The organism is Collinsella aerofaciens (assembly GCF_964243765.1).
Classification (GTDB): domain Bacteria; phylum Actinomycetota; class Coriobacteriia; order Coriobacteriales; family Coriobacteriaceae; genus Collinsella; species Collinsella aerofaciens_BU.
The window spans coordinates 46,056-64,022 of the sequence record NZ_CAXTGI010000007.1 but is presented as its reverse complement, the minus strand read 5'-3'; the positions used below and the strand labels follow the sequence as shown (position 1 = coordinate 64,022).

The window sequence follows — 17,967 nt, the reverse complement described above, 5'->3', positions numbered from 1 at the left end:
AGCCAATCTCATTGATTGCGGACCAAACAAGAAAGGAACTGGATATGAACGCACACGATCTGATCAAAGAGGCAATTGCCGAGAAGGGCAAGTTCGACAGCGTCTACTGGATTGCTTGCGGTGGCTCCATGATCGATTTGATCCCGGCTCATGAGCTTCTGCAGCGCGAGGCAACCACCTTCACTTCGTATATCTATACCGCGCGTGAATTCGACATTATGCGTCCGCGTCGTCTGGGCGAGAAGTCCCTGGTCATCGCTTGTAGCCACAGTGGCAACACCCCCGAGGTCGTCGAGGGCTGCGAGATTGCCCTTGCTGCCGGCGCTACGGTGATCGCCCAGACCGACAACGCTGGATCTAAGATCGACTCCGGCAAGTGGACCACGTGGGTCTACCCGTGGGGCGAGGGTGTGTCGCAGGCCGAGGTCCCCGCTGGTATTTCGCTGTCGCTTGCGGCAGAGCTGCTCGATCAGCAGGAGGGCTACGCCGATCTTGCCGATATGTATGCCGGTATCGCCGAGATGGATAAGATTCTTCCCCCGGCACGCGAGAAGGTAAATGCCGAGCTGGGCGATCGCTTTGCCAAGCTTTGCCAGGAGCACGAGTTCTTCTATATTCTGGGCAGCGGTCCCAACTTTAGCCAGACCTACGGTTTCGCTATCTGCTCTCTTATGGAGATGCAGTGGCAGCACTGCAGCTACATCCACTCTGCCGAGTACTTCCATGGCCCCTTCGAGGCTACTCAGGATGGCGTTTTTTACTTCCTGCAGATGGGCTCCAGCGAGTGCCGTGCTATGGACGAGCGCGCCCTGGCGTTCCTTAAGACGCATACCGATACGCTGATGGTGCTCGATGCCAAGGAGTACGGTATGGAAGCCGTGCCGGCGAGCGTCCGTGCCTATCTGGACCCGGTGCTGTTCTATGCCATGAACTGCGAGCTGCGTGCTGCACGCGGCAAGGTGTTTGATCACGATCCCGATTTCCGTCGCTATATGGGTGTTGTCGAGTACTAGAAGGGACAAAGGCCATGGCATTTAACGTTAACGCGCTCGGATTTGGCGACAACGTCGTCGATCGCTACGAGCATATCCATACCATGTATCCTGGCGGCAATGCGGTGAACTTCGCCGTTTATGCCAAGAAATGCGGTGCCGCACGCTCCGCATACATGGGCATTTTTGGCAATGACGCCGCTGCCGAGCATGTCATTGCAAGCCTCGAGGATGAGGGTATCGAGCTTGACAAGTGCGAGCAGATGATTGGCGAGAACGGAGCGGCTCGCGTCACCGTCGTTGACGGTGACCGTGTCTTCCTTGGCTCCAACGAGGGCGGTATCCGTGGCGATGCGCGCTATGTCCTCGATCGCTTTGACCTTTCGTACGTGAAGCAGTTCGATGTGGTTCATTCGGGCAACTATTGCTTTACCGAGCGCGAGCTGCCCAAGCTGAAGGCTGCGGGCGTCACGGTCTCTTTTGACTTTTCGGACGACTCCACCGACGAGTACTACGAGCAGATTGCGCCCTACGTCGATTTCGCTTTCTTTAGTGCGGCGGATGCCGCGAGTGAGGACGAGATTCGCGAGCGTCTGGCATGGGTGAAGGGCTTGGGTCCGCGTTTTGTGTCGGCTACGGCGGGCGCCGAGGGCTGCATTGCTTACGACGGCGAGCGTTATTACCGCCAGCTGGCTAAACCGGTAACGGACATGAAGGACACCATGGGGGCGGGCGACTCGTTCCTCACCTCGTTTTTGATGTGCTATCTCGATTCCGCCAAGCGTGGTGAAGATGGCGCCGAGGCCATCGAGCGTGCGCTCGACTTTGCTGCTGGGTTTGCCTCGACCGTGTGCGGCATGGAAGGTTCTTGGGGCCACGGAGCACCAATCGTCGAATAGCTTAAGAAAGCGTACGGCGGTCTGGCTATGAGGCTTTGGACGGCCGATGCAAAACAATAAGCGAAACGCGAAAAGGGGGCTCGCCATGTGGTGGGTCCCCTTTTGAACATTGGAGAAGACCATGAGTATTAAAGCGTGCGCGGCTGGTTTTTGCTGTGCGGACGTCTATCAAAACATCGGCGTGTTCTATCCGACTGGTAATGGCATTGACTGGGGTATCCATCTTGCACGAATGGGAGTTTCGGTATCCGCCGTGTCGGTTGTCGGCAAGGACGAGTACGGAGACAAGATGAGAGAGGCGCTGGCCGCTGAGGGGTTCGATATCTCACATCTGCGGGTGGAGGATGGCGACACCTCGGTGATGCTCATGGCATTGAAAGACGGCGTCGATCGCGTGCATCTCGAGGCAATCGATGGCGTAATGGAGACATATCGACCGAATGAAGATGACCGGGCGTTTATCCTAGAGCATGACATCATTCATACCGACCTGTTTGGCAATTGTTTGGACCTCCTGCCCGAATGGCATGATGCGGGCAAGACGGTGGTTATGGACTTCTCGGTGTTCAGCCAGGATCCCGAATATGCCTGCGAGGCTCATTTTCCTTACGTAGACTATGCGTTTATGTCGTTTGAAGAGGACACTCCGGAGCTGCGTGATTGGGTACGTCACGTACAGAAGTTGGGGCCGCGGGTGGCAGTTGCCACGCTTGGCGAGAAGGGAAGCATTGCCTTTGACGGCGAACGCTTCTATGAGTGCGGGATCGTACCGGCGGAGAAGGTCGTTAACACCGTGGGCGCCGGTGACTCGTATATCGCCGGGTTTACCAAGGGCGTGATTGATGGCCTTGATATTCCGGCGTGTATGAAGGCGGGCGCCGAGCTTTCGTCCCGCGTCATCGGCTCTTTTGAGCCGTACTAGGGTCAAATGCTTGGAAAGGAGTGCGAAATGGTTATCGACATGTTGGTCCAGCCCATGCTCTACGGCGAGATCTATACGCCGGGTGATGAGCCTGATGGATTCGGTTTTTGGTCACGAGAATTTGGTATGGGGCATATGGGCCCCATGGATTGGGATGAGCTTCAAGTCGAGATGGACGTCTGCGATGTGCAGAAGAGCGTGCTCATGCCGCTCGATGTAACCACGGCATGCGGAGGGAATTTTGGCACCAATGACCAGATTGCCATGCTGGTTGCCGCGCATCCCGATCGTCTGTGGGGATTTGCGAGCGTAGATCCGCAGGTGAGCGGTGCCGCAGACGAATTGGGGCGCGCCTTTACCGAGTTGGGGGCAAAGGGGCTTTGCCTGCATCCGGCAAAGCAGGGTTTTGCTCCCGATGATGCCGTGGCCGAGCCGCTTTACGAGCTGTGCGAGCGCTATAACAAGCCGGTGGTTTTCCATGCCGGTATGTCTTGGGAGCCGGGCGCAGAGCTCTCGCGCAGTAATCCGCTTGTATTTGAGCACACAATCGCAACGCATCCAAATGTGCGTTTTAGTTTGACCCACTTTGGCTGGCCCTGGGTGCGCGAGACCGTGGCGATGCTGCTCAAGTATCCCAACTGCTACACGGACACCTCTATCACTTACATCGATTCGCCCGAGGAGATGATGCAGCGTCTTTTCACGGTCGATATGGGGCCGCTGTGGTATGAGCGCGCGCTATCGCATCAAGTGATGTTCGCCAGCAATACGCCGCGCTTCCGTGCGTTCAAACTCAAACGGGCGCTCGATACCGTGTCCATGCGCGATGATGCGCGAGAAAGGCTCTACTGGGGTAATGCCCTGCGTTTTCTTGAAGGGGATGAGTGAACATGGTGACGCTCGAGACATTGAGCTATCTATCGACTGCTCCGGACCAGTTCATCGATATTACCGAAGACGTGCACGCTGCCATTGAACGCAGCTCGGTGACGAATGGCTTGGCAGCGATTATTTTGTCGCATACGACCTGTGGAATCGTGGTAAACGAGGGGCTGCCCTGCGTGGAGACGGATCTTATGGAGACGCTTGATCGCATCGCCCCGCTAGATGCCCCCTATGCGCATGCACACTTCCTGCCGAGCTATGGAGCCACCGGCAACAACTCCTGTGGGCATATCAAGAGCATGATTTGTGGAAACAGCTGCTTCTTTCCCGTCCAAGATGGCCACATCGTGTGTGGAGGTGCCCAGAACATCTATCTTGCGGAGTTTGACGGTCCGCAGAAGCGAAAAGTGTACGTCGAGGTGCTGGGGGAGTAACGTCCCCGCGATAACCCTATGAAGGAGTACGTCATGTCGTTTCTAACTTCGATGTTCAAGACCGAAAAGCCGGTTATCGGAATGCTGCACCTGCGTCCTCTGCCGGGCGATCCACTGTATTACCCGGGCGGAAGCGTGTCGCAGGTCGTGGAAGCCGCCAAGCGCGATCTCGAAGCGTTGCAACGGGGCGGTGTCGATGGCATTTTGATTACCAATGAGCTCTCGATGCCCTATGAGCAGCACGTTTCTCCCTCAACCCTTGCATCGATGGGCTATGTAATCGGGGTTCTGTCCCATGATTTGTCGACCCCTTGGGGAGCTGAAGCCATTTACGATGGTGATGCCACAATCGAGCTGTGCGCTGCCGTCGATGCGCAGTTCACGCGCTGCAATTTTTGCGGTGCCTGGGCCGGTGATCTCGGGCTGATTAACCGAGATTTCGCTCACACCATGCGTCGCAAGACGGCGCTGCGCCTGGACGACCTCAAGCTTTTTCACTTCATCACGAGCGAGGGGGAGGTTTATCTCAACGACCGCACGACTGCGGACATTGCCGATTCACTTCTCTTTAATTGCCTTCCAGATGCGATGGTCATCGGCGGTTCGGCTGCCGGTCGTGGTGCTTCGGGCGAGCTTGCCGATGAGGTCCGCGAGCGTGTTGGCGAAGTGCCTGTGGTATGTGGCACCGGTTGTCGCGAAAATACCGTGGCTGACGTATTTGCTCACTACGATGGCGCGTTTGTCGGCACCTGCTTAAAGCGCGACGGAAAGCTGGATGCCCCGGTTGATGTTGAGCGGGTAGTTCGTTTTATGGCTGCCGCTCGTACGGCGCGAGGGGAGTAGGCACCTATGGCGTTCTATCTGGGTATTGATATTGGGACAAGCGCCTCTAAAGGCGCTTTAATCGATGATCGATGCAATATCGTTTGCCAGGCCTCTTGTGGACACGAGACGGACAACCCGCGTGATGGATGGTACCAGCATGATGCGGAGGCAGTTTGGTGGGGAGATTTTTGCCGCTTGTCGCGCGAGCTGGTGGTGCGATCGGGGGTTAATGCGGCGCAGATTGGATGCGTGGGCCTTTCCGCATTGGGTTGCGACTGCGTACCGGTCGATACCGAGTGCAACGCGCTGGCACCCGCGATTTTATATGGAGTCGATGCACGTTCGAAGCCGCAGATTGACGAGCTTCTTTCCGAATATGGGCCAGATCGCGCACGCGAGCTTTTCGGGCACGATCCCTGTTCGTCAGATATTGCTCCAAAGATCTTGTGGTTTAAGGAGAATATGCCCGAGGTGCACGAACGTGCCGCGAAGTTCCTGACGGCGTCATCGTTTCTGTGCGCGAAGTTGACGGGGCGTTTTACGGTGGACCGTTATTTGGCGGAGGATTTTCTTCCCCTATACGATCGCTACACTTGGAAGGTTGATGCTCGGGAATGTGCTCGTTTCTGCCGGCCTGACCAGATGGCGGAGGTAATGTCGGCTACCGATATTGCCGGGGTGATTACGCAGCGTGCGGCTGAGGCGACGGGGCTCGTGGCAGGGACACCTGTCTTGGTGGGAACGGGCGACTCTGGTGCCGAGGCCATTTCGACGGGTGTATTCCGTCCCGGCGATATGATGGTTCAGTTGGGGAGCACGGCGTATTTCATCTACTTAGCTGATCATATGGTCGATGATGCTCGCCTGTGGCCAGGGACGTTTATCATTCCCGGAACTTACGGGATCTGCGCGGGGACCAATACAGCGGGTGCACTCACATCGTGGCTGCGCCAAGAGCTGTATCGCGACGCCGTAGAGGCCGAGGGCCACGGTGGCCCCGATGCATATTCGGTTATGGCGCATGATGCCGCCGATGTGGCGCCGGGTGCCGATGGGCTCCTGTGTCTGCCGTACATTGCGGGGGAGCGTACTCCGCTCAACGATCCCGAGGCGCGTGGCGTCTTCTTTGGCCTGACCGGAAGGCATACGCGAGCCCATATGGTTCGCGCCGCCTTGGAAGGCGTCGCGTATACCGTTGCATCCCATGTCGACATTATCGAGCGAGAGCATGGACTGCCAATTGGGCGCATTATGCTTGTCGGAGGTGGAACCAAGAATCCAATTTGGATGCAAGCTATCGCCGACGTATGCGGGCGCGAGGTCTCGGTTGCCAAGGTTACGGTGGGCGCATGCTTCGGTGATGCCATTATGGCAGCTCTCGCAGGTGGCGCCTATACATCATGGGATGAACTCGCCCGAGTCCTTGGCGTTGCGCAAACAATCGTGCCCGATATGACTGCCCACGAGCTATATGCGTCGCGTCGTCATATCTTTGACGAATTGTATACACGCAACCGTGATCTCATGCACGAATTGGTGTAATGCCGCCGAACTGTACCGCCTTCCAATAGGGACTGCGTTGTGCGATTCGCATGTCCCTTGGCATTTTTGCCCACAGGGGTTAGCGAAGGTCAAAAACAGAGCGCGCATTTGCTAAAACTGCCGATTCGATGTGCTTTATGTCACATTTTTTGAGCGAGGCGATGCGTTCTGAGGTCCTTGTGAGCGATCTGATGAGCGATTGCGCGCTTGTTTCTGTGTTTGGCTCGGCCGGCGCATCGGTCTCGAGCAGTAGACGGTCGAGTGGAATCTGTCGTGTGTATTCGCGTCCTCGTTTAGATGCGAGCATGCGTTCGTTGACGGAAAAATAGCAGCCCGCATTACGCGCGCGGACGAGTTCGTCCGAAGTGCCGCTAAACCAGTGGAAGATGATAACGGGGGAGTCGGAGTTTGGGATGAGTAGTCCATGCGATTCGAGGACGTCCAGTACGGTTCCCGCCGAACGAACGGCGTGAATTGATATTACGCGCCCGGTAAGAGGATGCTGCACGAGCGCATCGCAGAGCCGGTCAAATGTCTGTATTTGTAGCGGTTCGCTTCCGGCAAAGCGCGCGGAAAAGTCGAGTCCTACCTCGCCGATATAGCGCTCTTGGTCAGCGACTTCGCAAAGCAGATTGACTTCGGCAGGACCGCAGCGGCCGTCGGCGAGCCACCAGGGATGGAGGCCGATGCCGGCAAAGATATTTGACCGGCCGCAGGCGCGCTTCTTGGCGCGTGCAAAGTCGTGCGGATCGACGCCGCAGTCAAATAGGACCAGGCCCAGCGCCGTTGCCTCATCGGCAACGGCGTCCGGGCGAGCCATTAAATCAAGATGGCAATGCGCATCAAATAATTGCGGTGTCATCGCGGTGCGTCTCGTTAATTTAGGCGCTGGCCATCGGCGCGCACGCGTTCGCACCCGCGCCCGCTGATCTGGCGGATAACCTCGCCAGCGATCATCTGGCCCATGATGGGCGGCATAAAGCTCGCAGTTCCCAGCTCGGTGCGCTCGTGGATGTTGGAAGGGTCGCGGGGCTGCGTCTTAACCGATTCCTCGCAGCTAAACAGTACATGTAGGCTCTTGATTCCGCGCTTCTTACATTCTTTGCGCATAATGCGGCTCATGGGGTCACGTACCGTATCGAAGATGTCGGCAAAGCGGAGGCACTCGGGATGGAGCTTGTTGGCCCCGCCCATGGAACTAACCAAACGAATGCCGTGGTCCTGAGCATATTTGGCAATGGTGAGCTTGGCCGAGATGGTGTCGATGGCGTCGACGACGTAGTCGAGCTTGCCGCCCGTCTGCTCCAAAACGCTCGCGAAGAAATCATCGATGTTGTCGCTCAGCAGGTATTCGGTACGTTTGATAACGGTGGCGGCAGGATTGATATCGTGGATCATGGCTTCCATCACGTCAACCTTGCGCTTGCCGACGGTGCTATGAAAGGCGATGGCCTGGCGATTGATATTGCTGGGCGCGATGATGTCCTTGTCCAGAATGACGAAATGACCGATGCCGCCGCGGGCGAGTGCCTCGCAGCAGTTGGAGCCCACGCCTCCGCAGCCGAGCACCAACACCGTAGCATCGGCGAGCTTATCGAGTGCCTCGCGGCCCATGATGATCTCGAGCTTGGTGTCGCGTGTCTCGATGGCGGCTGCGGCAGTGGTTTCGGTCATAAATATCCTCCGATGGGGAAGCAGGTCGTGTTTTAGCTATCGCCATTATAGGTAATCGCCCATAGGTTGCGATGGCGCTTACTCTGATGTGGTTTGAAGCATTTCGATTAGATAGTTAGACAAACATCTAAATACCGAGTATAGTGTGCGCGTCATGAGGGGTGCTGAGAGGAGGTCTTATGCCGGGAGAGGGTTTTAAGGCGCTGGCGGATCCAACGCGGCGGCGCATTTTAGAACTGCTGCGCGAGGGCAATTGCACGGCGGGGGAGCTCGCCGAGCATTTCGACATAAGCAAACCGTCGCTCAGCCATCATCTGGCAACGCTTAAAAACGCCGGGCTGGTGACCGACGAGCGCCATGGCCAAAACATCGTATACAGCTTAAACACCACCGTCATGCAGGATTTAATTGGCTGGTTTATGGGTTTTACAAACAATGAAGGTGATAAGGATGAATAACGAAAACAAGGGCATTCACCCCACAGGGGTATCGTCGCGCGTGTGGATTGCGCTGGTCGCTCTGTGCGTCGCCAATGTCGTAGCGCACCTCATGGTGATGCCGAGCTTGCCTGCGCAGATTCCCACGCACTGGGGCGCGAACGGCGCCGTCGACGGTTGGGGTCCTAGCTGGATGGCCTCCGCGCTCGGCGCGCTGCCTCTGGCGCTTCTCGCAATGTTCTGCGTGGTGCCGCGCATCGACCCCAAAGGCGAGGCATATCGAACCTCGGGCAAGTTCTATCAGGGCTTCGTAATCGCCTTCACCTTGTTCATGTGCGCCATAAGCTGGCTGGGAGAGCTTACGGTCTGGGGCGTGGTGCCGGCGGTCGGTTCGGTTAACGTGCTGATTTCCGGTGTTGTCGGTTTGCTGTTCATCGGCGTAGGCAACTACTTGCCGCGTGTGAAGCAGAACTATACGCTCGGTATCAAGACACCTTGGGCGCTTGCCGATCCCGAGAACTGGCGTCGCACACAGCGCTTTGGCGGTGCTTGCTTTATGGTGCTGGGCGTTGGCCTGATTGTGATGGGCGTGGCGGGTAGCGTGCTTTCGAGTGAAGTCGTCGCCGCGGTGATTGCGGTTCTGGCGTTTGGTTCAGCTGGAGCTGCCTACGTCTATTCGTATCTGCTGTGGCGCAAATCGCAGCGAGCCGCTCGTTAAGGTTGCGGAAAACTAGCGTACGCAGTTCATAGTATGTTCCGAGGGACTTTTCCCAGGTAGTATTAGGGGGTGTGGGCAACCATGCCCCTTTTTCGTTTAGTTTCAGAGCTGGTTTCCTCATTTCGTTTCCACTAAAGCGAATCAAGAATAGGGAAACAGAAGGTAGAAAGGATAAAACAGGCAAATGGCGGAGTTTATCTACCAGATGTATCAGGCTCGTAAGGCCCATGGCGACAAGGTGATTCTTGACGACGTGACCCTGAGCTTCTATCCCGGTGCCAAGATCGGCGTCGTGGGCCCCAACGGCATGGGCAAGTCGACCCTGCTCAAGATCATGGCCGGCATCGAGGAAGTTTCCAACGGCGATGCCAGGCTCACCCCCGGCTACACCGTGGGTATCCTGCAACAGGAGCCGCCGCTCGACGACGACAAGACCGTCATCGAGAACGTGCGCATGGCGTTTGGCGACATGATTGCCAAGGTCGATCGCTTCAACAAGATCGGCGAGGAGATGTGCGACCCGGACTGCGACATGGACGCCCTCATGGCCGAGATGGGCAAGCTCCAGGACGAGATCGACGCCGCTGATGGCTGGGATATCGATTCCAAGCTCGGCCAGGCCATGGACGCCCTGCAGCTGCCCGATTCCGACATGCCGGTCAACGTGCTTTCCGGCGGCGAGCGCCGTCGCGTGGCCCTGTGCAAGCTGCTGCTCGAGGCTCCCGACCTGCTGCTGCTTGACGAGCCCACAAACCACCTAGACGCTGAGTCGATCCTGTGGCTCGAGCACTTCCTTCACAACTACCAGGGCGCGGTGCTTGCCGTCACGCACGATCGCTACTTCCTGGATAACGTTGCCGAGTGGATCTGCGAGGTCGACCGCGGTCACCTTTATCCCTACAAGGGCAACTACTCCACGTATCTGGAGACCAAGGCCGCCCGTATCGAGGCGCAGGGCAACCGCGACGCCAAGCTCGCCAAGCGCATGGAGGCCGAGCTCGAGTGGGTACGCAGCTCGCCCAAGGCTCGCCAGGCCAAGAACAAGGCTCGTCTGGCTCGCTACGAGGAGATGGAGGCCGAGGCCCGCGCAAGCCAGAAGCTCGACTGGACCGATATCCGCATTCCCGTTGGACCGCGTTTGGGTAACAAGGTGCTCGAGGCCCATCACCTGCACAAGGAATTCGACGGTCGCGTGCTCATCGACGACCTTTCGTTCACCCTGCCGCGCAACGGCATCGTGGGCGTCATCGGCCCCAACGGTGTCGGTAAGACCACGCTGTTCAAGACCATCGTGGGCCTGGAGCCGCTGACTTCGGGCGAGCTCGAGGTGGGCGAGACCGTCAAGATCTCCTATGTCGATCAGAACCGTTCTGGCATCGACCCCGATAAGAACCTGTGGGAGGTCGTCTCGGACGGCCTGGACCACATGATGGTCGGCGAGACCGAGGTTCCGAGCCGTGCTTATGTGGCGAGCTTTGGCTTTAAGGGCCAGGACCAGCAGAAGCGCGCTGGCGTACTCTCCGGTGGCGAGCGCAACCGTCTGAACCTGGCGCTCACGCTCAAGCAGGGCGGCAACCTGCTGCTCCTCGACGAGCCCACGAACGATCTCGACGTCGAGACGCTGTCCTCACTCGAGGCGGCGCTGCTCGAGTTCCCGGGCTGCTCGGTGGTTATTAGCCACGACCGTATGTTCCTGGACCGCGTCGCCACGCACATTCTGGCGTGGGAGGGCACCGACGAGAATCCGGGCAACTGGTATTGGTTCGAGGGCAACTTCGAGGCCTATCAGGCCAACCGCATCGAGCGCCTGGGCGAGGACGCAGCCCAGCCGCATCGTATTCACCGCAAGCTGACGCGTGACTAGGTTTGTTACGCGGTTTTACCAAACCGCGTAACGAGATGATGCTGCGCGAGCCGCAAGCACCCCATCTTGTCGTTCAAACCGTCGCTCGCGTACCAAAGTACGCGTCGCTCCTCTTTCACGGCAACCTGGGGCACTTGCGGCTCGCTCGCTGTTGGTTACGATGCATCGACAAATGAGCAATTTAAACGAATGAGCAAAAACGGCTCAAATCCTGATTTGGATTTGAGCCGTTTGTCGTTACTGCTCGGGTTCTTCGACTTTATCGATGGTCCAGGCGGCTCCGAGACCGCCGGCGGTGTTGCGGCGGATGCGCACGGCAACCTCGCGGCGCTCGCCGGCCTGCGTGTAGTGCAGGGGGAAGCTTGCGCGGTTTCGCGCGGCCTCGATGGTACCGCGCTCGCGGGCGATCCAGTAGTACTCGCCGACGATGCCGAGCGTGTCGGCGCCGTAGGGGAGATAGGTCGACAGCTGGTGCAAAAGCGGGCCGGGGCAGAAGACCTCGGTTGTGAAATCGACGGGGAAGTCCTCGGGGATGGCGGGCGCTGCGGGTGCGGGGGCCGGTGCTGCAGCGGGGACCGGAGCCGGTGCGGGAATCTGGTCATAGACAGGTTCGGATGCGGACTCGATGACGGGTGCAGACTCAGGCACCGGTTCCGGCTTAACTGCGGAATCTGTCGGTTCCACGGAGACGGATGTGTCTTCAGTCTCGGTTTTGGCATCGGCTTGCGGGGCGTCCTCTGCCTCGACAGGCAGCTTTGCTTCGACCGGCGTGGATGCCATGGTGGTGATGCCGGCGTTGGCGTTCTCGGGGTCATAGACAACCGTGAGCGAGATGGCGGGCTGCGGCGTCTCGGGCTCCGGCGCCGACTCGGTAGCGCCTTGATCGGCGGGCTCGTCGGGCTGATCGTCCTCGGCCTCGTCGCCAAAGACATCGCTGTTTTGGAACGCAGACGTCTCGGGTTGGTTAGCGGCTTCTTCGGTTGTCGACTTGGGCGCTTCGTTGAGCTCCACAGTGGCTTCCTGCTCGGATGTGACTTCGGGATCGATCGTGGCGGCGATTTCGGTTTCGGCTTCTGCCGTTACCTCAATAGCGACTTCGATCTCTGTCTCGGGCTCGGGCTCCGGAGCGACTTCGGCCACGGGCTCGGGACGCTTAACGTGCTTGGGGCGTACAGCCTTGAGGTCTTTCTCGCCGCGCTTTTTCTTTTTGTAGGACTGCTTGGCACCCTTGGCAGCCTTGGGCTTGTCCTCGCCTTTGGCAAGGGCGGTATCCCAGGCCTCGTTGGCGATGACGGTAGCATACAGGCGACCGCCCTTAAAGACGGTCAGCTTAATGCAGTCGTCGAGCTCCTCGAGCAGCTCGCGCGTGGACTCAAAGCCTAGGTCATAAGCGGCCATGTCGCCGGCGGCGAGCGCCTCCTCGACCTGCGTCATAAACGTTTGCTTACCGCACCCAATCGCGTCGCGCAGCAGGCGATACAGATAGATGTGGTTGCCCAGCGATAGCGTGGGCTTAACTATTGTCTTGCTCATGGCAAATCTCCTCTTTACACACCAAAGCATCTTACCATCGCACAGGCCTTGCCATCTCGGCGCCCAAAGCAAACGGGCGCGAACCGCTGTCGATTCGCGCCCGTTATACAGGCCGGTTATCTATGAGAGGAAAATGTGCTTAGTTGCCCGATGCCGTGCCTTGGCTCGAGTTGTCGGATGCCGTGCCGGACGCGGTTCCGCTCGAGCTGTTCGAGCTGTTGGTGTTGCTGCCGTCTGCTGTGCCCGTTCCCGAAGTGCTGTCGCTCGTCTGGCCGCCCGTGCTCGGATGCGAACCGTCAGTCGTTTGGCTTGAGTCGGTCGTGCCGGACGGCGTGCCACTGTTGGACGCAGAAGAATCGGTGTCCTGCGATTGGTTTTGGGTGTTCGATGACGAATCGGCAGAGGTAGAACTGTCTTGTGCGTCGTCCGTCTGTGCCTGCTGATCTTGTGACTGGGCGGTGCCATTTGCATCGCTCTCGGTCGTGCGCGACGAAAGGATTGGCTCGGGGCGCTCACCCAGACCCTCTCCGGCGGTGGTGATAAGGATGGCGCCGGCGCAGGCGATGACCGCGACGATGGCGATGGCGATCGAGAAGACGATGACCTTCTTTTGCGTCTGGCTGCGCTCTGCCGCTGCCTTGGCGCGCAGGCTGTTGGGGGCGACGCGCGCCGTGGTCGCGCGACCTGCAACCTGACGCATCTCCTGCGTGGTCGCGGCGCCACCTAGGTGCTCCTCGACATCGGGTTCAACGGGCTCGTAGGCGCCGGCAGGGTAGTCGACAGCGGCATGCGTGCCCTTGATTGCTTCGGCGCTGGCAGAGATAAAGTGGCGGTAGACCTGCGAGGACACAACGGTGATGACCGAGCTCACGGCGGCGCCAATTACTGAACCAGCGATACCAATCTTGGAGGCAAGCGCGACGCTCGTGGCGGCAGCTGCGGCGCCGGCGATGATCTGGGGAATGGAAATGTCGTCAAACAGGCCCTTTTTGGGTGCGATGGCCATGGTCTGTCCGATGGAATGGTTCTCGTGCACGCCGTTGTTGAGCGATGCCGGCGTCATGACGCGCGTGCGCGGCGCGTCGGTATATTCAGTCGTCATACGGGGTCCTCCCGGTTCGTTTAGTGCTGCGACAGGTTGTTCAGCCCTCAGGGTACCCAGTCAGTGTGAACCGGAGATGGATTCGCCCGCAACACCATCAACTCACCAAAGCGCGAAACTTCTTCTCAGGCTGATCGAATGAAGACGGGGCGAATCGTTCGGATGTCGAAAGGAAGGTTGACCGGATTTGAAATCCCGTGGAATAATCGGGCTCGCGGCGCTGTTGCTTGCGCCGGGTAGGGAGCGTCATGAAAATCCTTAAGCGGATCAACAACAATACGGTTATCTGCGTAAACGCCAAGGGCCGTGAACTCGTGGCAATTGGCCGCGGTATCGGGTTTCCCAATGGCCCCGATGAGGTCACACTCGATAAGATCGAGCGAACCTTCTACGGTGTCGACTCGCGCTACCTAGCGCTGCTCGACGAGATCGATCCTCAGGTGATGGAGTTCTCCGCCCAGATTGCCGATATCGCTCGCTCCAACATCTCGCGCGAGCTCTCGGCAAACCTTCCCTTTACCATGGCTGACCATATCGCCTTTGCCATCAAACGCTGCCGCGAGCATATGTTTGTGCAGATGCCGCTCTCCTATGATGTGCAGCAGATGTACCCCATTGAGTACAAGATCGCCAAGTTCGCGATCGAGGGCATCAATCGCGGCTTCAACGTCAAGATGCCGCGGGGGGAGGCGAGCGGTATCGCGCTCTGTATCGTCAACAGCGTGGTCGCCTCGTCTTCAAAGGCCAAATCCAATACGGTGCGTAAGGACGAGGTGATGCTCGAGAGCTTCACCAAGATTATCGAATCCGAGCTGGGGGTTTGCGTGGACCGCGACGGCTTTGACTTTTGCCGTTATGCCACGCACGTGCGCTACCTGTTAGAACGCGTGCAGACAGGAGAGCCCCTCAACACGGAGAACGGCGCGCTTTACGGACCGCTCTGCGAGCAGCATCCCGACGTGGCCGTGTGCGTCGACCGCATGGCCGCGCTTATCGAAGAGCGCTTTGACGCCGGGCTCGCCGATGAAGAGAAGGTCTACCTGATGCTCCACGTCAATCGCGTCTGCGCGGGATCTAGGTCCTAATCGACCGCTCGCCGCTGAAGTTTGACCGTTGGCCGGTTTCGACTTTCGTAAAAGCAACTGTTGGATGTAGTTTCATAGTCACATAAGGTGTTATTCGAGAAGAGCCTCGAAGCATGACGTAGACAGTTCCCTGTCCGCTTTGTGCTTTGGGGCTCTTCTGTTTTTGTCTTCTTCTTGCTTTTCTCGATTTGCCTCGTGTCAGGCCTGCCGTAATCGGTTCTTCGCGTGTGCGCAAACGGGAAGACAGAAAAGCAAGGGAGTTCAGCTATGACTGACAATAAGAAAATCGCCGCGGACGTGCTCGAGGCCGTCGGTGGCAAGGAGAACGTGACGTTTGTTGCGCACTGTATGACGCGCCTGCGTTTTAACCTCAAAGATATCGATGCCCCCGATATCAAAGAAGTGAAGAAGATTGGCGGTGTGTTGGGTGCTCAAATCTCCGGAGGGCAGTTCCAGGTAATCGTGGGCCAAAACGTGCCCAAGGTTTATGACGAGCTCTGCAAGATCGGCGGCTTTGCCAAGCAGGACGCCATCGACGAGAACCTTGATGCTCCTAAGCAGAAGCTCACACCTAAGGTTATTGGCAATAACATCCTCAACTACCTGTCAAGCTCCATGGTGCCTATGATCCCCGTCCTAATGTGTGCTGGCCTGTTCAAGACCGTAGCGGTGGTGCTGGGACCTACGATGGCGGGCGTGCTGTCCGACACAAGCGACCTTTATGTTCTGATGAACATGGTTTATGACGCAGCGTTCTATTTTATCCCCATCTACCTTGGCTATAATGCGGCTAAGAACATTGGCGTAACGCCTGTCCTCGGTGCCTTTATGGGCGGCATTCTTATCGACCCGACCATGATTCAGCTTGCGACCGATGGAGCTCAGTTCTCCGTTTATGGCATTCCCTGCGTCGCCGCAAACTACACAAAGACGGTCCTTCCCATTCTTCTGTCCGTGTGGGCGATGAGTTATATCGAGCGCTTCTTCCGCAAATATGTGCCAGATACCCTTTCAACGGTTTTCGCGCCTTTCCTTACCATGGTCGTCGCTGCTCCTGTGTCTCTCTGCGCTCTCGCCCCTGTTGGTTCATGGGCCGGTAATGCCCTCGCCGCCGGTTTTGAGTTCCTTGGTACTTCCGGTGGTATCGCCGCCATCCTCGGAGGAGGTATTCTGGCGGGTCTTTGGTGCCCAATGATTATTACCGGCATGCATGTGGCGGTTGCGATGATTGCCATCGCTAACTATATGACTGTGGGAACCGACAGCTTTGTTTTGGTTGCGACGGGCGTTAGCCTTTGGGCGACCTTCGGCTGCGAGGTGGCGACCTGGCTCAAGCTGTGCGATAAAGACGAGAAGAGCATGGCATTCGGCTATTTGGTCGCAAACATTGTCGGAGGCGTCGGCGAGCCTTTCATCTACGGCATGATGCTGCGCTATCGCCGCGTGTTTGTCTGGAAGATTATCGGATCCTTTGTTGCCGGTGCGCTTGCAATCGCTCTCGGAGCCACGGTTTATACTGCCGGCGCGGCATCTAACTTCTTGGAGTTCCTCGCGTTTGCGGGCGGCGGGACCCAGAATCTCATCAACTTTGGAATCGCTGCTGGTGCAGGCTTCCTTGTGAGCGCCTTGGGCACGTATTTCCTGGGCTTTACGGCGGATGAGCTCGAGAATGGTCCCGTTTCCGAGCGTTAAGTTTTCTACGGCCTGCGTGTGGCAGGACGCATTGGAAGGGCGTCCATGACGCCCTTCTCTTTTTGTATTTCTATTTCCGATGTTTGGGCGGCGTGTGCCGCGAAGAGTTGGAGTTGGAATGAACATAGAGTTTGGAATCTCGAAGATTGACGTAACACCCCAGTCTCCTTGCCGCATGGGCGGCTACAACAGAAAAGGTGCCTGGACGGATGTTCTTGATCCTATTGAGGTCAACGCTAGCGCTGTCTGTGTTGATCTTGTCCCGTTTATTCTTATCGAGCTCGATTCAATAATGGTGTCGAAAGATTTTTCCCTTTCGGTCAAGAACGCCGTATCGTCAAAAACGGGCATCGATTCGAGCAATATCGTCGTCGCATGCATTCATACCCATTCTGCACCATGCTATTTTAAGCTTGCCTACGAGGACACGTTACCTGAAACCGAATTGACGAGTGATTTGATTGGCTTGGCTACCGAGGCGGCGGTATCTGCATGGGCGTCCAGGTCGAAGGCGACCGTATCGATGGAGATGTTAGGCATCGAGGGACTGTACGGGAATCGAAATGTTCAGGGCGGTCCGGCCGATAAACAGGTAAGTATTTTCTCGTTTGAGGACGCTCAAGGTGGTCGCCCAATTGGAAAAATGCTGTTCATGTCCGCTCATCCTACCATCCTTAATGGGAAAAGCGCCGTCCTCTCTGCTGATTTGATTGGGCATGTCAGGCAGCGTTTGGAGAGGAAATATGGCTGTCCTGTACTTTGCGTCAACGGAACGTGCGGGGATGTGTCGACGCGTTTCTATCGGCAAGGGGAGGGAGTTGCCGAACTCGAGCGTACGGCTAACGAACTTTGCGCTCAAATTGAATCCAAGCGTGAGCGCGCGGCACTCAGAGTTGATACTCCGCGTTGGGGCTCTATCAGCATGAAGAGTGTCTACGATGCAAAAACAGATCCGGATTGGATCGAGATGACCAATCGGATAGAGGCTATGGATGCGAGCCCGATGCGAGACTTTCTCCTTAAGCGGCAACAGCTTAAGCTCTCGATGGGGAAAATCGAGCTTGAGCTTCCGAGCCAGTTTGCGGTAATTGGTAACTGCATTTTTATCACGATGCCATGCGATACGTGTAGCACATTAGGCTTGGATTTTAAGAGGGCGTTTAGCCAATACAACGTCTTTGTTATCGGCTATGCGAACACGTACTGCAACTACCTTGTGCCTCAGGAAGACTACGGCAAGTATTTTGAAACCTACAACTCGCGAACGCCGCGCGGGGTTGCCGATGCGTTCGTTGCGCGAATCATTCAGGCGGTCGGTGCCGCGCTATAGCAGGCGCTATAGACCATCGTGGTAGATGAACCG

17 protein-coding genes are annotated in these 17,967 nt (G+C 57.4%); 13 read left to right on the top strand and 4 right to left on the bottom strand.

Annotation, left to right across the window (positions count from 1 at the left end):
- Positions 1-44 precede the first annotated feature (44 nt).
- From ACESSC_RS06295 to ACESSC_RS06265, 7 genes are all read left to right on the top strand, one after another.
- The gene (locus tag ACESSC_RS06295) at positions 45-1,013 is read left to right on the top strand and encodes an SIS domain-containing protein (protein ID WP_373161972.1); all 969 of its coding nucleotides are present in this window, start codon (positions 45-47) and stop codon (positions 1,011-1,013) included.
- Between the two features lie 14 nt (positions 1,014-1,027).
- Positions 1,028-1,891 carry a PfkB family carbohydrate kinase gene (locus tag ACESSC_RS06290; protein ID WP_373161969.1) on the top strand — a complete coding sequence of 288 codons (864 nt, stop codon included), beginning with the start codon at positions 1,028-1,030 and terminating at the stop codon, positions 1,889-1,891.
- A 121-nt stretch (positions 1,892-2,012) separates the two neighbouring features.
- Positions 2,013-2,813, top strand: a complete 801-nt coding sequence (gene frlD / locus ACESSC_RS06285) for a fructoselysine 6-kinase (RefSeq protein WP_117798004.1) — start codon at positions 2,013-2,015, stop codon at positions 2,811-2,813.
- Between the two features lie 27 nt (positions 2,814-2,840).
- Positions 2,841-3,701, top strand: coding sequence for an amidohydrolase family protein (locus tag ACESSC_RS06280; RefSeq protein ID WP_373161965.1), 861 nt, complete (start codon positions 2,841-2,843; stop codon positions 3,699-3,701).
- A 2-nt stretch (positions 3,702-3,703) separates the two neighbouring features.
- Entirely contained in the window at positions 3,704-4,132 is a 429-nt protein-coding gene (locus ACESSC_RS06275; protein WP_117735290.1) for a secondary thiamine-phosphate synthase enzyme YjbQ, read from the top strand.
- Positions 4,133-4,150: 18 nt separating this feature from the next.
- Complete coding sequence (locus ACESSC_RS06270; protein WP_373161962.1) at positions 4,151-4,975, top strand: BtpA/SgcQ family protein; 825 nt, start codon at positions 4,151-4,153, stop codon at positions 4,973-4,975.
- 6 nt (positions 4,976-4,981) lie between these two features.
- Entirely contained in the window at positions 4,982-6,499 is a 1,518-nt protein-coding gene (locus ACESSC_RS06265) for an FGGY-family carbohydrate kinase (protein ID WP_373161960.1), read from the top strand.
- 79 nt (positions 6,500-6,578) lie between these two features.
- Here ACESSC_RS06265 and ACESSC_RS06260 read toward each other — a convergent pair whose 3' ends face one another.
- A complete protein-coding gene (locus tag ACESSC_RS06260; RefSeq protein ID WP_373161958.1) occupies positions 6,579-7,415 on the bottom strand; it encodes a TatD family hydrolase in 837 nt (278 codons plus the stop codon).
- On the bottom strand, positions 7,376-8,173 hold the full coding sequence (locus tag ACESSC_RS06255) for a tRNA threonylcarbamoyladenosine dehydratase (protein ID WP_373161955.1): 798 nt from the start codon (positions 8,171-8,173) through the stop codon (positions 7,376-7,378). The genes ACESSC_RS06260 and ACESSC_RS06255 overlap by 40 nt, the downstream gene beginning before the upstream one ends.
- A 179-nt stretch (positions 8,174-8,352) precedes the next feature.
- On the opposite strand from ACESSC_RS06255, the gene ACESSC_RS06250 reads away from it, so the two are divergent.
- The 3 genes from ACESSC_RS06250 to ettA all read left to right on the top strand — a co-directional run bounded on the left by ACESSC_RS06250 (position 8,353) and on the right by ettA (position 11,192).
- Positions 8,353-8,631: an autorepressor SdpR family transcription factor gene (locus ACESSC_RS06250; protein ID WP_227790090.1), complete on the top strand. Its 279-nt coding sequence runs from the start codon at positions 8,353-8,355 to the stop codon at positions 8,629-8,631.
- Complete coding sequence (locus tag ACESSC_RS06245; RefSeq protein ID WP_373161952.1) at positions 8,624-9,328, top strand: SdpI family protein; 705 nt, start codon at positions 8,624-8,626, stop codon at positions 9,326-9,328. Before ACESSC_RS06250 ends, ACESSC_RS06245 begins: the two co-directional genes overlap by 8 nt.
- A 184-nt stretch (positions 9,329-9,512) precedes the next feature.
- The gene (gene ettA / locus ACESSC_RS06240) at positions 9,513-11,192 is read left to right on the top strand and encodes an energy-dependent translational throttle protein EttA (protein WP_055251458.1); all 1,680 of its coding nucleotides are present in this window, start codon (positions 9,513-9,515) and stop codon (positions 11,190-11,192) included.
- Positions 11,193-11,429: 237 nt separating this feature from the next.
- Here the strand turns inward: ettA and ACESSC_RS06235 are convergent, their stop codons facing one another.
- The gene (locus tag ACESSC_RS06235) at positions 11,430-12,725 is read right to left on the bottom strand and encodes a hypothetical protein (RefSeq protein WP_373161950.1); all 1,296 of its coding nucleotides are present in this window, start codon (positions 12,723-12,725) and stop codon (positions 11,430-11,432) included.
- Between the two features lie 139 nt (positions 12,726-12,864).
- Positions 12,865-13,827 carry a hypothetical protein gene (locus tag ACESSC_RS06230; RefSeq protein WP_373161948.1) on the bottom strand — a complete coding sequence of 321 codons (963 nt, stop codon included), beginning with the start codon at positions 13,825-13,827 and terminating at the stop codon, positions 12,865-12,867.
- Positions 13,828-14,075: 248 nt separating this feature from the next.
- On the opposite strand from ACESSC_RS06230, the gene ACESSC_RS06225 reads away from it, so the two are divergent.
- The 3 genes from ACESSC_RS06225 to ACESSC_RS06215 all read left to right on the top strand — a co-directional run bounded on the left by ACESSC_RS06225 (position 14,076) and on the right by ACESSC_RS06215 (position 17,934).
- Positions 14,076-14,912 carry a PRD domain-containing protein gene (locus ACESSC_RS06225; protein ID WP_117655301.1) on the top strand — a complete coding sequence of 279 codons (837 nt, stop codon included), beginning with the start codon at positions 14,076-14,078 and terminating at the stop codon, positions 14,910-14,912.
- Positions 14,913-15,179: 267 nt separating this feature from the next.
- On the top strand, positions 15,180-16,604 hold the full coding sequence (locus ACESSC_RS06220; RefSeq protein ID WP_118267260.1) for a PTS transporter subunit EIIC: 1,425 nt from the start codon (positions 15,180-15,182) through the stop codon (positions 16,602-16,604).
- A 118-nt stretch (positions 16,605-16,722) separates the two neighbouring features.
- Positions 16,723-17,934 (top strand): hypothetical protein, encoded by a 1,212-nt coding sequence (locus ACESSC_RS06215; RefSeq protein WP_117773912.1) that lies wholly within the window; start codon positions 16,723-16,725, stop codon positions 17,932-17,934.
- Positions 17,935-17,967 lie beyond the last annotated feature (33 nt).

Excerpts from the sequence above, each read along its gene's own strand:
- ACESSC_RS06295 (WP_373161972.1), top strand. The coding sequence starts at position 45 with ATGAACGCACACGATCTGATCAAAGAGGCAATTGCCGAGAAGGGCAAG.
- ACESSC_RS06290 (WP_373161969.1), top strand. The coding sequence starts at position 1,028 with ATGGCATTTAACGTTAACGCGCTCGGATTTGGCGACAACGTCGTCGAT.
- frlD (WP_117798004.1), top strand. The coding sequence starts at position 2,013 with ATGAGTATTAAAGCGTGCGCGGCTGGTTTTTGCTGTGCGGACGTCTAT.
- ACESSC_RS06280 (WP_373161965.1), top strand. The coding sequence starts at position 2,841 with ATGGTTATCGACATGTTGGTCCAGCCCATGCTCTACGGCGAGATCTAT.
- ACESSC_RS06275 (WP_117735290.1), top strand. The coding sequence starts at position 3,704 with ATGGTGACGCTCGAGACATTGAGCTATCTATCGACTGCTCCGGACCAG.
- ACESSC_RS06270 (WP_373161962.1), top strand. The coding sequence starts at position 4,151 with ATGAAGGAGTACGTCATGTCGTTTCTAACTTCGATGTTCAAGACCGAA.
- ACESSC_RS06265 (WP_373161960.1), top strand. The coding sequence starts at position 4,982 with ATGGCGTTCTATCTGGGTATTGATATTGGGACAAGCGCCTCTAAAGGC.
- ACESSC_RS06255 (WP_373161955.1), bottom strand. The coding sequence starts at position 8,173 with ATGACCGAAACCACTGCCGCAGCCGCCATCGAGACACGCGACACCAAG.
- ACESSC_RS06250 (WP_227790090.1), top strand. The coding sequence starts at position 8,353 with ATGCCGGGAGAGGGTTTTAAGGCGCTGGCGGATCCAACGCGGCGGCGC.
- ACESSC_RS06245 (WP_373161952.1), top strand. The coding sequence starts at position 8,624 with ATGAATAACGAAAACAAGGGCATTCACCCCACAGGGGTATCGTCGCGC.
- ettA (WP_055251458.1), top strand. The coding sequence starts at position 9,513 with ATGGCGGAGTTTATCTACCAGATGTATCAGGCTCGTAAGGCCCATGGC.
- ACESSC_RS06235 (WP_373161950.1), bottom strand. The coding sequence starts at position 12,725 with ATGAGCAAGACAATAGTTAAGCCCACGCTATCGCTGGGCAACCACATC.
- ACESSC_RS06230 (WP_373161948.1), bottom strand. The coding sequence starts at position 13,827 with ATGACGACTGAATATACCGACGCGCCGCGCACGCGCGTCATGACGCCG.
- ACESSC_RS06225 (WP_117655301.1), top strand. The coding sequence starts at position 14,076 with ATGAAAATCCTTAAGCGGATCAACAACAATACGGTTATCTGCGTAAAC.
- ACESSC_RS06220 (WP_118267260.1), top strand. The coding sequence starts at position 15,180 with ATGACTGACAATAAGAAAATCGCCGCGGACGTGCTCGAGGCCGTCGGT.
- ACESSC_RS06215 (WP_117773912.1), top strand. The coding sequence starts at position 16,723 with ATGAACATAGAGTTTGGAATCTCGAAGATTGACGTAACACCCCAGTCT.